At 30.2% G+C, this 14,721-nt stretch carries 10 protein-coding genes; all 10 read left to right on the plus strand.

Annotation, left to right across the window (positions count from 1 at the left end; translation table 11 throughout):
* Positions 1–356: 356 nt before the first annotated feature.
* The 10 genes from RH99_RS04120 (at position 357) to RH99_RS04165 (ending at position 14,716) form a co-directional block, all read left to right on the plus strand.
* Positions 357–560, plus strand: a complete 204-nt coding sequence (locus tag RH99_RS04120; RefSeq protein ID WP_010234344.1) for a cold-shock protein — start codon at positions 357–359, stop codon at positions 558–560.
* A 365-nt stretch (positions 561–925) separates the two neighbouring features.
* Positions 926–1,516 (plus strand): ECF transporter S component, encoded by a 591-nt coding sequence (locus RH99_RS04125; protein WP_010234346.1) that lies wholly within the window; start codon positions 926–928, stop codon positions 1,514–1,516.
* Positions 1,517–1,741: 225 nt separating this feature from the next.
* A complete protein-coding gene (locus RH99_RS04130) occupies positions 1,742–3,013 on the plus strand; it encodes a replication-associated recombination protein A (RefSeq protein ID WP_010234349.1) in 1,272 nt (423 codons plus the stop codon).
* A gap of 2 nt (positions 3,014–3,015) precedes the next feature.
* Complete coding sequence (locus tag RH99_RS04135) at positions 3,016–5,328, plus strand: ATP-dependent DNA helicase (RefSeq protein ID WP_010234352.1); 2,313 nt, start codon at positions 3,016–3,018, stop codon at positions 5,326–5,328.
* Positions 5,329–5,818: 490 nt separating this feature from the next.
* Complete coding sequence (gene gltB / locus RH99_RS04140; protein WP_010234355.1) at positions 5,819–10,339, plus strand: glutamate synthase large subunit; 4,521 nt, start codon at positions 5,819–5,821, stop codon at positions 10,337–10,339.
* 13 nt (positions 10,340–10,352) lie between these two features.
* Positions 10,353–11,789, plus strand: a complete 1,437-nt coding sequence (locus tag RH99_RS04145) for a glutamate synthase subunit beta (protein ID WP_010234359.1) — start codon at positions 10,353–10,355, stop codon at positions 11,787–11,789.
* Positions 11,790–12,131: 342 nt separating this feature from the next.
* On the plus strand, positions 12,132–12,569 hold the full coding sequence (locus tag RH99_RS04150; protein WP_010234362.1) for an RrF2 family transcriptional regulator: 438 nt from the start codon (positions 12,132–12,134) through the stop codon (positions 12,567–12,569).
* Positions 12,562–13,755 (plus strand): cysteine desulfurase NifS, encoded by a 1,194-nt coding sequence (nifS, locus tag RH99_RS04155; protein WP_010234365.1) that lies wholly within the window; start codon positions 12,562–12,564, stop codon positions 13,753–13,755. Before RH99_RS04150 ends, nifS begins: the two co-directional genes overlap by 8 nt.
* A 5-nt stretch (positions 13,756–13,760) precedes the next feature.
* On the plus strand, positions 13,761–14,189 hold the full coding sequence (gene nifU, locus RH99_RS04160; RefSeq protein WP_010234368.1) for a Fe-S cluster assembly scaffold protein NifU: 429 nt from the start codon (positions 13,761–13,763) through the stop codon (positions 14,187–14,189).
* A 104-nt stretch (positions 14,190–14,293) separates the two neighbouring features.
* Positions 14,294–14,716: a PRC-barrel domain-containing protein gene (locus RH99_RS04165; RefSeq protein WP_243441446.1), complete on the plus strand. Its 423-nt coding sequence runs from the start codon at positions 14,294–14,296 to the stop codon at positions 14,714–14,716.
* Positions 14,717–14,721: the final 5 nt, after the last annotated feature.

Genomic DNA, 14,721 nt, shown 5'->3' on the forward strand with positions numbered 1-14,721 from the left:
AAATATTACATCTTTTGGATTATATAGTCAATATATTATATTGTATTGTATACATACTATTTATATTATTAATAGTGCGACTAAATTATCTTGATAAAAATTAATTAAGAGTCTAATTAATACATAAGGCATATTCAAATAAATAACTAGTCAGTATGCTAGTCTATTTTGAATCCTACTACGTCAACAGAACCTTCTGATAGCACCACTATCATCAGAACCTATTTCCTTGTATAATTCAAAATAGACCTCGCATCTTTGACTTGTTATTTATTTTCACATGCCTAACTAGGAATTTTAAAAATGAGTTTAGGTAATACTAGAATTATAATTATATTATTATGGAGGTAAGTTAGATGAAACAGGGAACAGTTAAATGGTTTAATGATGAAAAAGGTTTTGGATTCATTTCTGTAGAAGGAGAAGATGATGTATTTGTACATTATTCGGCTATAAAAGAAGAAGGCAAAAGGAAAAATTTGGATCAAGGTCAAGAAGTAAAATTTGATGTAGTAGATGGATCAAAAGGACTACAAGCTTCAAATGTTCAAAGAGTATAAATGTAGAATTAGTGAACTCGTTTCAGCAAGCTGAAACATGGGGAAATCAGTTGGGTATTCTAACCCATCTGATTGAAAAGTCCCACCTACGCTTCGTTTAGAGGTGGAGGTATTAACCTTTAATGCATGAAAAGATAAAGAATAAAAAATAAAGTTAATTAAAATAAATCCCTTTAAATAGACTAAGATAAAAGTGCATTGACAAATCTATTTAAAGGGATAATTTTTGCTATAATAAGTATGTTAATTTTTAAACAAAAGTGGTAAAATATCTTTTGGCGATATTTCGTTGAAACTGAACTTGTAAAAATTAAAAAATTTCGTCTTGTATCCTTATGGAATGAGAATGAAGGGGGTTCAATATTGTGAAACAAAACATTATGACAAATAAGAAATTTGGAGTTAGACAACTAACAGTAGTAGGTATGTTGTCGGGCATATCTATTATGCTAGGAATAACGGGATGGGGATATATAAAGCTACCTATTCTTCAGGCAACTATAATGCATGTCCCAGTAATAATAGGAGCAATTATTGAAGGGCCAATAGTGGGTATGTGTATAGGACTTATATTTGGAATATCCAGTATTATTCAAAATATAATGACACCAACTTTACTATCATTTGCCTTAATTAATCCTTTGGTTTCAATTTTGCCAAGAATTTTAATTGCATTGACTTCTTATTATGCTTATAAATTTATGATTGGAAATAATAAGGCTTTGAAGATTGGAGTAGGTGCCGCTATAGGGTCAATAACCAATACTATTGGAGTACTTGGAATAATATATTTACTATACTTACAGCAATATGCAAAACATATGAAAATAAATTCATCTACTGCCAGTAAGGCAATATTAGGAGTTGCTATAGTTAATGGAATACCAGAAATGATAGCGGCTGTTTTTATAACTGTTCCAATAGTAATTGCAGTAATTAAGGTTAGAAAAAGATGATATGTCTAAATAATAAAAAGAGTCTATACAGGCTCTTTTTATTATGCTATTGTTGTGGTAATTATATATTTTAAATGGCGTTACCATAATAATTTGATTAAATTCTTCTTAAAAAGTAAATCTACATGGTTTATAATAATATCAATGGATCTAAACTTAGTGGGAGTTTGCTTTAAGGCTAAGTTTAGATAAATGATAATAATTCTAATATTGGGAGGTAACGATTTGGATCTATTTACAATGGCTATGGAAAATAGCTCATCGCATAAACCACTAGCTGAAAAAATGAGACCAAGAAATTTAGATGAATTTTATGGTCAGAAAAACATAATAGGAAAAGGAAAAATTTTAAGAAGACTTATAGAAACAGATAGATTAACTTCCATAATATTATACGGTCCTCCAGGGGTAGGTAAAACTACCTTAGCATCTATTATTTCCAAAGAGACAAAGTGTGAATTCGCAAAATTAAATGCCACTATCATTAGTGTAAAAGAAATTAAAGACTATATAAATAAGGCTGAAGAACTACTAAAACTTTATGGAAAGAGAACTATTTTTTTTATAGATGAAATCCATGCATTAAAAAAGGGTTCACAACAGGATGTACTTTTAGACGCAGTTGAAAGAGGGCTAGTTGTATTAATTGGGGCCACTACTGAAAATCCTTATTTTGAAATAAACAATGCGCTTTTAAGTAGATCAAAAATATTTCAATTAGAAAGTCTTAATAATGATGAAATAGTCGAAGTGTTAAATAATGTTTTACAAAATAAAGAAAGAGGCTATGGAAATATAAATATAAAATTAGAAGAGAACTCTTTAATGCATATAGCAGAATTGTCTGGTGGAGATGCAAGGTGTGCTATAAATACATTAGAGCTAGCTGTATTGTCTACACCTAAAGATGATGAGGGAATAATAGAAATAACTAAAGAATTAGTTCAAGAATGTATGCAAAAAAAAATTATAAACTATGACAAATCAGGTGATAATCATTATGATATGTCCTCTGCTTTTATAAAGAGTCTAAGAGGATCTGATGCAGATGCTGCTTTATATTGGTTTGGCAGAATGATTCTTGGTGGTGAAGATCCAAAATTTATTATGAGAAGAATAATAGTGCATGCTTCTGAAGATGTAGGCATGGCAGATCCAAAAGCAATGATTATGGCTCATGCTGCCTGGAATGCACTTCAAACTATTGGTATGCCAGAAGCTAGGATACCAATAGCTGAAGCTATAATATATATTGCAAAAGCACCCAAAAGTAATGCTGTAATTGAGGCTGTAGATAAAGCTTTTCAAGATGCAAAAGAATATCAATATAGAGTTCCTGTTCATCTGAGAGATACGCATTACAAAGGAGCAAAAAATTTTGGAAATGGAATTGATTATAAATATCCTCATGATTATCCAGGTCATTATGTAGAACAAAAATATTTTCCTGATGAAATGGAAAATAAAAAATATTATATATATGATGAGAATTTTTAAATATGGATAATTTAAGTAAAATAAAAGTTTCTGTAAGAGATTTAATTGAATTTGTTTTAAGACAGGGAGATTTAGTATCTAGCTTTGCTGGAAGCAGTAGAAATACTGATGCAATTAAGGCACATCAAAAGATACAGAAAAGTTCTGGAGATAATTATAATAAGGAAGTAACTATTTCACATACAGTAATAAAAGATAATATTTCCTTGGAAATTAACGGAAGAATAGATGGAGTAATTACAGAAAAGCAAGGTGTTATAATTGATGAAATTAAAACTACTACTAATGAGCTAGACAATATAACAGAAGATTATAATATATTGCATTGGGCACAAGTTAAATGCTATGCATATTTCTATTCTTTGGAGAACAATCTTAAAGTTATTGATGCAAGACTTACTTATTATCAAATGAATACTAAGAAGATAAAATATTTTGTGAAGACCTATTCTTTAATTGAATTAGAAAAGTTTTTTAACCATATTATTGAAAAATATATATATTGGGCAAAGCTTCAGCAAAGGTGGGAAAAATTAAGAAATTTATCTATAAAAGATTTGAGTTTTCCCTATGAAGAATATAGAATGGGACAAAGAAAGTTATTAGTAGCTGTGTATATTTCTATAAAAGAAAATAAAAACTTTTTTGTAAAAGCCCCAACGGGAATAGGAAAGACAATATCTACAATTTTTCCTGCAGTGAAGGCATTGGGAGAAGGAATTATATCTAAAATATTTTATGCTACTGCAAAAACTACTACTGGAAATGAAGCGAAAAAGGCAGTTATTCTCTTGGATAAAAAGAAACTTAAATTTAAAACTGTATGGATTACTGCAAAAGAAAAAATATGTTTTAAGGAAGAAACAAATTGTGATCCGGAAATATGTGAATACGCTAGAGGTCATTTTGACAGAATAAATAATGCTATAGCAAGTATTCTAAATGAAAATATAATTACTAGAGAAGTAATTGAAAGCTATGCAAAGAAATACAATGTTTGTCCTTTTGAATTTTCTTTGGATTTATCTAATTGGTGTGATTGTGTTGTATGCGATTATAATTATATTTTTGATCCGAAAGTTTATTTAAGGAGATTTTTTTCAGAGGATAGAGGAAATTACTGCGTACTGGTAGATGAAGCCCATAATTTAATAGATAGAGCAAGGGATATGTATTCAGCAGAATTAAATAAAAAGGATATTTTAAATCTAAAAAATAAATGTAAGGAGATTTCTTCTGTTCTATATAAAAATTTAAATAAGATAAATAAATTTTTCATAAAGGAAAGGAAAAAATGTGAAGAAAATAAGGATGGAATTTATTTACAAAAAGATTCACCAAAGGATATAATGCCTCTATTGAAAAATTATATATATGAAGCAGAAAAATTTTTAGTGGAAAATAATGAATGTAATGTTAAAGAAGAAATTTTAGATATTTATTTTAAAATAAATTCTTTTATAAGAATTTATGAGAGCTATAGTGATAAATATGTAACCTATTCAGAAAAAGTTAAAGACGACATTTTAATAAAAATGTTTTGTGTTGATACATCAGAAGTAATGAGAGCATGTTTAAAAAAGGTAAAGTCCACAATACTTTTTTCAGCTACACTAACCCCAATGAATTATTTTATAAATTTATTGGGAGGAGATGATGATTCATATAAGATTAGTTTACCATCTCCTTTCAAAAGAGAAAATCTATGTCTATTATTAAATGATAGTATATCTACAAAATATAAATATAGACAATTTACATATAAAAAAGTTGTTTCTACAATAAAAAATTGTATATCACAAAAGTCAGGAAATTATTTTGTGTTTTTTCCATCTTATGAATATATGAAAAGTATTTTTTATATATTTAACGATGAAAATGAGGAAAATGAAAAAATTAATATAGTTTGTCAAAAAAATACTATGACAGAAGAAGAAAAAAATGATTTTATTAAAAAATTTTCTGAAAATGTAAATGAAACTTTAATTGGATTTGTAGTTATGGGTGGAGTATTTAGTGAAGGAATTGACTTAATAGGTAAAAAACTAATTGGTGCTATTATTGTTGGAGTGGGTATTCCAAGAATATGTTTAGAGAGAAATATAATTAAAGAATACTTTGTGAAAAGTAAAGTGGATGGTTTTCTATATTCTTATGTTTATCCAGGTATCAATAAAGTTTTACAATCAGCGGGAAGGGTTATAAGAACAGACAAAGATAGAGGTATAGTTGTATTAATTGATGAAAGATATTCTCAAAGTGAATATAAAAAATTATTACCTAACGAATGGAGTAATATTAAAAAAAATGAATAATTCTACAAATGAATCAAGTAGAATTATTTTTAATTTCTGGAATGAAAAGCAATAAAAGATTGTGAATATTTTATTTAAATATATTTCATTAGTATTTTTCTATGATTTGTATAAATACTAGGTTAATATTGTATATACCTTTAATATCAATATAATAGTACTCAATTGAAAAGAGTACAGGTACATTAATGAAGGTATAAATTGAAATTATTTATAATTATGCTTTTTACTGTATATATTTTAAAAAAATTAAGAATGTTTTTTTTGAGAAAATAATAATTATAGTTTAAAATGCAAGTTTTCAGTTGAAAAGCTTCAAAAAATACACTTATAATATAATAAACTGATTTACTAAACTAAAATATATAAAAAATTCATTTAGAATATAATTTTAGTTATATTTATGAATTGGAAGTAAGTTTCTATTGATATTATATCAATAGAAAATATAAAATATGAGTATAATTTTAAATTTCAGGGGGGCAAAATAATGAACTCAAAGATTGGTTATCCAAATAAACAAGGCCTGTATGATTCACAATTTGAAAAAGATAACTGTGGTATAGGCTTTGTGGCAAATATAAAGGGAGAGAAAACCCACGATATTATAAAAAAGGGAATAGAAATATTAGTAAATTTAACTCATAGAGGTGGAGTTGGTTCTGATACTAAAACTGGTGATGGTGCTGGTATTATGTTTCAAATACCACATGAGTTTTTTAAGATAGCCTGTGATAATGTAGGAATAGCATTACCAAAGGAAGGAAACTACGGAGTTGGTATGCTGTTTTTGCCAAAAGAAACTACGCTTTGTCACCAATGTGAAGGAATAGTTGAAAGATTAATTGAAGAAGAAGGACAGGGATTTCTTGGATGGAGAGATGTACCAACTGATAGTAGAGTTATAGGAACAACTGCCAAGGGTTCGGAGCCAATAATAAAGCAAATATTTATAGAAAACAATTGCAAAACTCAGAATGAATTTGAAAAAAAATTATATATGATTCGTAAAAGAGCTGAGAGTGAAGTAAAAAGATTATTGGAGAATGGTGCAAACTATTTTTATGTTTGTAGTTTGTCTAGTAAAAAAATAATTTACAAAGGATTGCTTCTTCCAGATCAAATTACAAGTTACTATATGGATTTAAATGACATAAACTTTAAAAGTGCAATTGCATTGGTTCATCAAAGATTTAGTACAAATACTTTTCCTACTTGGGATTTAGCACAGCCATTTAGGTATTTAGCTCATAATGGAGAAATAAATACTATAAGAGGAAATAGAAATTGGATGCATGCAAGAGAAGGAGTCCTAGAATCAAAAGTTTTTGGTAAAAATATAAATAAACTCTTTCCAATAATAAATCCAGATGGAAGTGATTCAGCTTCACTAGATAATGTATTTGAACTTTTGGTTATGGATGGAAGAACACCTGCTCATGCAATGATGATGCTTATACCAGAAGCATGGGAAGCAAATAAAGAAATGAATGAGGATAAGAGAGCTTTTTATGAATACAATGCTTCATTAATAGAACCTTGGGATGGCCCAGCAGCTGTAACATTTACAGATGGAACACAAGTAGGAGCAGTACTTGATAGAAATGGATTAAGACCTGCTAGATATGTAATAACAAAGAATGGAACAGTACTTCTGTCATCAGAGGCTGGAGTTTTAGATTTTGCAACAGAAGATATAGTTAAAAAGGGAAAATTAGAGCCAGGTAAAATATTTTTACTTGATACTAAAAAGGGAAAAATTATAAGTGATGAAGAAGTTAAAAAGTCTATATGTTGTGATAAGCCATATAAAGAAGCTATATCAAAATATAAATTTGACTTAGATGACTTAAATGGTTTTGAAGAGGACACACAAATAATACCAGAGGTATTAAAAGAAAGACAGCAGGCTTTTGGATATACATTAGAGGACCTAAAGATAATTTTAAAGAGTATGGCAAGTACAGCTAAAGAACCTCTTGGATCAATGGGTAATGATACACCACTTGCGGTTTTATCAAATAGACCACAAATATTATTTGCATATTTTAAACAGCTATTTGCTCAGGTTACAAATCCTCCAATAGATCCAATAAGAGAAGAACTTGTAACTTCACTTATAAATTATATAGGTTCACAGGGAAATATACTAAGTAAAGAGCTTTATAATAATCCGTTTATAGAGATACATTCACCTATTTTGACAGATTTAGAGATGTCAAAAATAAAGATATTAAATAATAACGATTTTAAAGCAATAACTATACCTATTACTTTTAAATATGATACAGGTATAGATGGATTCAAGGAGTCTTTAGGTAAAATATGTGAAAGAGCATCCAGTGCGGTAAATAAAGGGTATAATATTTTAGTTTTAAGTGATAAATGCAGTAATTCCTATGAAGCTGCAATACCAAGTCTTTTAGCGGTATCTGCAGTACATCATCACTTGATTAGAGAAAAAACCCGTACTAAAGTTTCAATTATAATAGAAACTGGTGAGGCAAGAGAAACTATGCATTCAGCTCTTCTTTTAGGATATGGAGCAACAGCAGTTAATCCATACATTGCTTATCAATCCATAAAAGCTATGGTTAACGATGGAGAAATAAAAGATTTATCCTATAAAAAAGCTGTAGACAATTATATATATGCAGTAAATCATGGACTACTTAAGATACTATCTAAAATGGGTATTTCAACTTTGATGAGTTATCATGGAGCACAAATATTTGAAGCTATTGGTCTTAAGAGTGATTTCATCGATAAGTACTTTGAAGGAACGCCTTCAAGAATAGAAGGTATAGGAATAGAAACGGTTGCAGAAGAAGTTTTAATAAGACATAAAAGTGCTTTCAACAAAATTAGAAAACCAGTTTCTGAACTTGATGAAGGTGGAAGTTATGCATGGAGAGCAAATGGAGAATTCCATCTTTTTAATCCAGAATCAATCTTTAAACTTCAAGTTTCTACAAGAAAGAATGATTATGATTTATATAAGAATTATGCTGGTCTTATAAATAATCAGGATAAAAATTTATGTACTATTAGAAGTATGTTTAAATTTAAAGAAGATAATTCAATTCCTATAGAAGAAGTAGAGCCAGTAAGTGAAATACTTAAAAGATTTTGCGCAGGGGCTATGTCCTTTGGTTCAATAAGTAAAGAAGCTCATGAAACAATTGCCATTGCAATGAATAGAATAGGTGGAAAGAGCAACAGCGGAGAAGGTGGAGAAGATCCAGTAAGATATAAAAAAGGTGCAAATGGAGATTGGAAAAGAAGTGCAATAAAGCAAATTGCTTCAGCTAGATTTGGAGTAAATGCTGAATATTTAGTAAATGCAGATGAACTACAAATTAAAATGGCACAAGGTGCAAAACCTGGTGAAGGTGGACAATTACCTGGTAAAAAAGTTGATGAAGCTATAGCTAAAGTTAGACATTCAACACCTGGAATAGATTTAATATCACCACCACCGCATCATGATATTTATTCCATTGAAGATTTGGCACAACTTATTTATGATTTAAAATCTACAAATCCTGAAGCTAGGATAAATGTAAAATTAGTATCAGAAGTGGGTGTTGGTACAGTAGCGGCAGGAGTTGCAAAGGCTCATGCAGATGCAATATTAATAAGTGGACACGATGGAGGTACAGGAGCTTCACCAGTATCATCTGTTAAACATGCAGGAATACCATGGGAACTTGGACTTTCAGAAGCACAACAAGTACTTTTATTAAATGATTTAAGAAGTAGAGTAGTGGTTCAGACTGATGGACAGCTTAAAACTGGTAGAGATATAGTTGTTGCTACTCTTTTAGGAGCAGAAGAATTTGTATTTGCATCAACGCTTTTAGTAGTACTCGGATGTACAATGCTTAGAAATTGTCACTTAAATACTTGTGAAATGGGAATTGCAACACAGGATCCAGAATTAAGAAAGAATTTTAAGGGAAAACCAGAGCACATAGTAAATTTCTTAACATTCATTGCAATGGAAGTTAGAGAGTATATGGCAAAACTTGGATTTAGAACTATGAATGAAATGGTTGGAAGAGTTGATAAAATAGAAGTAAAAGATGAAAGTAGTCATTGGAAGGCAAAGGGAATAGATCTTTCAAGAGTACTATATAAACCTGATATGCCAAGCAGAATAAAACCATATTGTGTTAAGAAACAAGAACATGGCATTGAAAATTCAATGGATTATAAATTGATAAAAATAGCTCAAGAAGCTTTAAATAATGGAAGTAAAGTTGTTGCTAATTTTGAGATTAAGAATACAGACAGAGCGGTAGGTGCTATGATAAGTGGAAAAATTGCCAAATTATATGGCAATAAGGGACTTTCAGAAGATACAATACACTTTAATTTCAAAGGATCGGCAGGTCAGAGTTTTGGGGCATTTGCTGCACGTGGATTAACACTTAATCTTGATGGAGAAGCAAATGACTATGTTGGTAAGGGATTATCAGGAGCAAAGATAATAATTAAGACTCCAGCTAATGCAAGCTATAAGCAAGATGAAAATGTAATAGCAGGCAATACTATTTTATATGGAGCAACAGAAGGAAAATTATTCATAAATGGATTGGTAGGAGAAAGATTTGCGGTTAGAAATAGTGGAGCTTTAGCAGTAGTTGAAGGCGTTGGAGACCATTGCTGTGAATATATGACTGGTGGAACAGTACTTGTTATGGGCGGCATAGGTAGAAATTTTGCTGCAGGAATGAGTGGCGGAATAGCTTATGTTCTAGATGAAGATAATTCATTGAAAGACAAAATTATAAATGAGACTGTTGATATAGATGAATTAGATGAAAATGACATTGAGGAAGTTTACAGCATGATTTTAGAACATGAAAATTGCACTCAAAGTTTAAAAGCAGCTAATTTAATTAAAAACTGGAATAAGGCACAGAAAAAATTCAAAAAGATTATACCAACTGCTTATAAGAAAATTTTGCTAGAGAAAAATAAAGAAGTCTCTGCTTTGAGAGCATAGGAGTGATGATAATATGGGAAAAACAACTGGTTTTAAAGAATATAAAAGAGAAACTGCGAAAAAACGTCCAGTTAAAGATAGAATAAAGGATTACAAACAAATTTATCTTCCAATGAAAGAGGAAGAGTTACGTAAACAGGGTGCTAGATGTATGGAATGTGGTACACCATTTTGTTCATGGGGATGTCCACTTGGAAACTTAATGCCTGATTTTAATGATATGGTTTATAATGATGATTTTGAAGCTGCTTTTAAGAGATTGTATTTAACAAGCAATTTTCCAGAGTTTACAGGTAGAGTTTGTCCTGCACTTTGTGAAGGCGCTTGTACACTTGGAGTTAATTCTGATGCAGTATCAATAAAAGAACTTGAACTTGGAATTATTGAAAAAGCATTTAAAGAAAAATTAATAAAGGCTAATCCACCGAAAGTTAGAACAGGAAAGAAGGTAGCTGTAGTAGGTTCTGGACCATCAGGACTTGCTGTGGCAGCCGAGTTAAATTCAGTTGGTCATACTGTTACTGTATTTGAGAGACATGACAAAATTGGAGGTCTTCTAAGATATGGTATACCAGATTTTAAACTTGAAAAAGAGGTAATAGACAGAAGAGTAAGCCTAATGGAAGAAGAAGGGGTTATATTTAAAACTAATACTAATATAGGCTTTGACTATGATGGAAATGCTCTTTTAGATGATTTTGATGCAGTTGTACTCTGTGGTGGTTCTACTGTACCAAGAGATTTACCAATTGAAGGAAGAGAGCTTCAGGGCGTACATTTCGCTGTAGACTTTTTAACTTATATAAATAAAAAGGTTGCAGGGGATGATGTGTCTAAAGATGCTATAGATATTAAAGGTAAAAATGTTTTAGTTATCGGCGGTGGTGACACTGGTTCTGACTGTATAGGTACTTCCATTAGAGAAGGTGCAAAGAATGTATATCAATTTGAAATAATGCCAAAACCACCTGAAGAAAGAGATGACACAATGCCATGGCCGTTATATCCGAAAACCTTGAAAGTTTCTACATCACATGAAGAAGGCGCAATTAGAGAATGGTGTATTGAAACTAAGAAGTTTATAGGTGAAAACGGAAAGGTTACTGCTATAGAGGGAAATAAAGTTCAATGGGAAAAGGATTCAACAGGTAGATTTGTTCCTACTGAGGTGCCAGGTTCTAAATTTGTAAAAGAAGTAGACCTAGTATTATTGGCAATGGGGTTTGTTCATCCACAACATGAGGGAGTTATCGATGTTTTAGATTTAAAATTAGATAATAGAGGAAATATTTCTGCTGATGAAAAGCATATGACCAGTGTAAAAGGAGTATTTACTGCTGGAGATATGAGAAGAGGTCAATCCCTTGTAGTTTGGGCTATAAATGATGGAAGACAAGCAGCAAAAGCTGTAGATGAATATTTAATGGGCGAAAGTTTATTAAGAGGATAATTTATAAGAAAAATAAAGAGAGATGTCTCACAATGCATAGATGTACATTGTGAGACATCTCTTTAATTATTTTGAGACAGCCCATCTCTATTATGATAATTTAACAAAATAATATGAATTATAAGTTAGTTTTTATAGCTTCTAATTGTGAATCTATTGCTCCGAATTATCGATTTAATAAAATAGATTGCATATTATTAATTTTTAATTAAAAAAAATATAAAAAATTAAAGAAATTATTGTTGACAACTTTACCCTGATTTGATATTATAATCACATAAAGTTTAGTGAAACACTCTGATATAAAAAATTATATAGTTGTACCATAAAGGAAGTGAGCTAATGAAGCTTTCAACAAAAGGAAGATATGGTGTAAAAGCTATGGTAGACTTAGCTATAAATTATGGAAAGTTACCTGTATCAATTAAAACTATTTCTGAAAGACAAAGTATTTCAGAGTACTATTTAGAACAATTATTTTCTACTCTTAGGAAATCAAATTTAATAAAAAGTATTAGAGGAGCACAAGGTGGATATGTTTTAAATAAAAACCCTAGAGAAATAACTGTTAATCAGATTTTAGATATACTTGAAGGACCTATAGAAATTTCAGAATGCCTTGAAGATGGTATATGTAGTAATAGTAGTTGTTGTGCTACAAGGCTTCTGTGGGCAAAACTTAAAGAAAGCATAGACAATGTAACTAAATCTATAACATTACAAGATATGGTTGATGATTACAAAAGTATGAAACTTAAAGGAGTGAATATTGATGAGTAAAAAAAGAGTCTATATGGATTATGCAGCTACTACATACACAAGATCTGAGGTGGTAGAAGAAATGTTACCATACTTCACTGAAGAATTTGGTAATCCATCTTCATTATATTCTTTCTCAGATAATACAAAGAAGGCAATTGATATTGCTAGAGAAAGAGTTGCTAAAGCTATTAATGCTGAAAAAGATGAAATATATTTTACCGGTGGTGGATCTGAAGCTGATAACTGGGCGCTAAAGGGAATAGCTCTTTCACGTAAGAATAAGGGAAATCACATAATTACTACTGAAATTGAACATCATGCTATTTTACATACAGGCAAATTTCTAGAGAAAAATGGATTTGAAGTTACATACCTTCCTGTAGATGAAGAAGGGTTTGTAAGTGTAGAGGATGTAAAAAAGGCTATTACAGAAAAAACTATTTTAGTTTCCATTATGTTTGCAAATAATGAAATTGGAACAATTGAACCTATAAAAGAAATTGGTAAGGTCTGCAGAGAAAAAAAGGTGCTATTTCACACAGATGCAGTTCAGGCAGTTGGACATGTTGATATTGATGTTAAGGATATGAACATAGATTTATTATCTTTAGCTGGTCATAAATTTTATGGTCCCAAAGGTATCGGCGCTTTGTATATAAGACGTGGTATAAAAATAGAAAATCTAATACATGGCGGAGCTCAGGAAAGAGGAAGAAGAGCTAGTACAGAAAATATTGCTAGCATTGTGGGAATAGGAAAAGCCATAGAATTAGCTATAGGTGAGATGGATGTAGAATCAAAAAGACTTAAGAATTTAAGAGAAAAATTAGTTAATGGAATAATGGAAAAAATACCACATACAAAATTAAATGGACCTAGTGATGACAGAAGATTACCAGGTAATTTAGATGTAAGCTTCATTGGTATAGAAGGAGAAACATTATTATTGGATTTAGATTTTGCTGGTATATATGCGTCTACAGGTAGTGCTTGTGCTTCAGCTTCATTAGATCCATCACATGTGCTTTTAGCCATAGGATTGCCACATGAAACAGCTCATGGTTCACTTAGATTAACATTAGGAGCAAAGACTACAGAAGAAGAAGTAGACTATGTTTTAGAAACTTTACCTGAGATAGTAAGAAAGAGAAGAGAAATGTCACCACTTTGGGAAGATTTTTTAAAAGAGAAAGGGGAAAGATAATTATGATGTATAGTGATAAGGTAATGGAACATTTTAGAAATCCAAGAAATGTTGGAGAAATAGAAAATGCTAATGGTATTGGTGAAGTTGGAAATCCACAGTGTGGAGATATAATGAAGATATATATAAAAGTAGAAGATAATAAAATAGAAGATGTAAAATTTAAGACCTTTGGTTGTGGGTCTGCTATTGCTTCATCAAGTATGGCTACAGAACTTATAAAGGGAAAGACAGTTGAAGACGCTTGGGAATTAACTAATAAAGCTGTGGCAGAAGCACTTGATGGTCTTCCACCAGTAAAAATGCATTGCTCTGTTTTAGCTGAAGAAGCTATTCATAAAGCTATAAACAACTACAGAGAGAGTGTTGGACTTGAACCATGGGAGATGAAAACTCATTCAGAGTGTATACATGAGCATGTTCATGGAAATTAATAAAGGCAAGAAGTTTTAGCATATTATTTATAGTTTAAAACAAGTCACTTTAAAAATGATTTATAATTTTTAAAGTGACTTGTTTTTGTATTAAAATTTAATGGATGGTTATAATATCTTTAGGTGGTAATATGTATAGAAGAAAAGACTTTATATTAATGGATGTTTATGATTTAAAGGGAAAGAAAATCGGTGCTATAATGGATTTACTTATAGATATGGATGCTAATAGTGTAAGGGGATTTGTTATTTCACCAACTACTATTTTAAAAAAATCAGCAAATGTTTTAATAGAAGATATAGTTTCTTTTAATGAATATATGATTATTAAAAAATTAAATAAATCTAATTATCTAAAATTTAATACTATTAAAGGATTAGAGGTTATTGACAATATAGGATGTGTAGGAGGAATAGTAGAAGAAATAATATTTAATCTATTTACTTTTAAAATAAAGGGACTCATTGTATCTAGAGGATTTTTGCAAAATTTTTATCATGGTAAAAAAAATAATTCTGCAAGATGATTATA

It is taken from the genome of Clostridium arbusti SL206, assembly GCF_000246895.1.
Classification (GTDB): domain Bacteria; phylum Bacillota; class Clostridia; order Clostridiales; family Clostridiaceae; genus Clostridium_I; species Clostridium_I arbusti.

Bases quoted from the DNA above. Each gene is read 5' to 3' on its own strand.
- RH99_RS04120 (WP_010234344.1), top strand. From the start codon at position 357: ATGAAACAGGGAACAGTTAAATGGTTTAATGATGAAAAAGGTTTTGGA.
- RH99_RS04135 (WP_010234352.1), top strand. From the start codon at position 3,016: ATGGATAATTTAAGTAAAATAAAAGTTTCTGTAAGAGATTTAATTGAA.
- gltB (WP_010234355.1), top strand. From the start codon at position 5,819: ATGAACTCAAAGATTGGTTATCCAAATAAACAAGGCCTGTATGATTCA.
- RH99_RS04145 (WP_010234359.1), top strand. From the start codon at position 10,353: ATGGGAAAAACAACTGGTTTTAAAGAATATAAAAGAGAAACTGCGAAA.
- RH99_RS04150 (WP_010234362.1), top strand. From the start codon at position 12,132: ATGAAGCTTTCAACAAAAGGAAGATATGGTGTAAAAGCTATGGTAGAC.
- nifS (WP_010234365.1), top strand. From the start codon at position 12,562: ATGAGTAAAAAAAGAGTCTATATGGATTATGCAGCTACTACATACACA.
- nifU (WP_010234368.1), top strand. From the start codon at position 13,761: ATGTATAGTGATAAGGTAATGGAACATTTTAGAAATCCAAGAAATGTT.
- RH99_RS04165 (WP_243441446.1), top strand. From the start codon at position 14,294: ATGGTTATAATATCTTTAGGTGGTAATATGTATAGAAGAAAAGACTTT.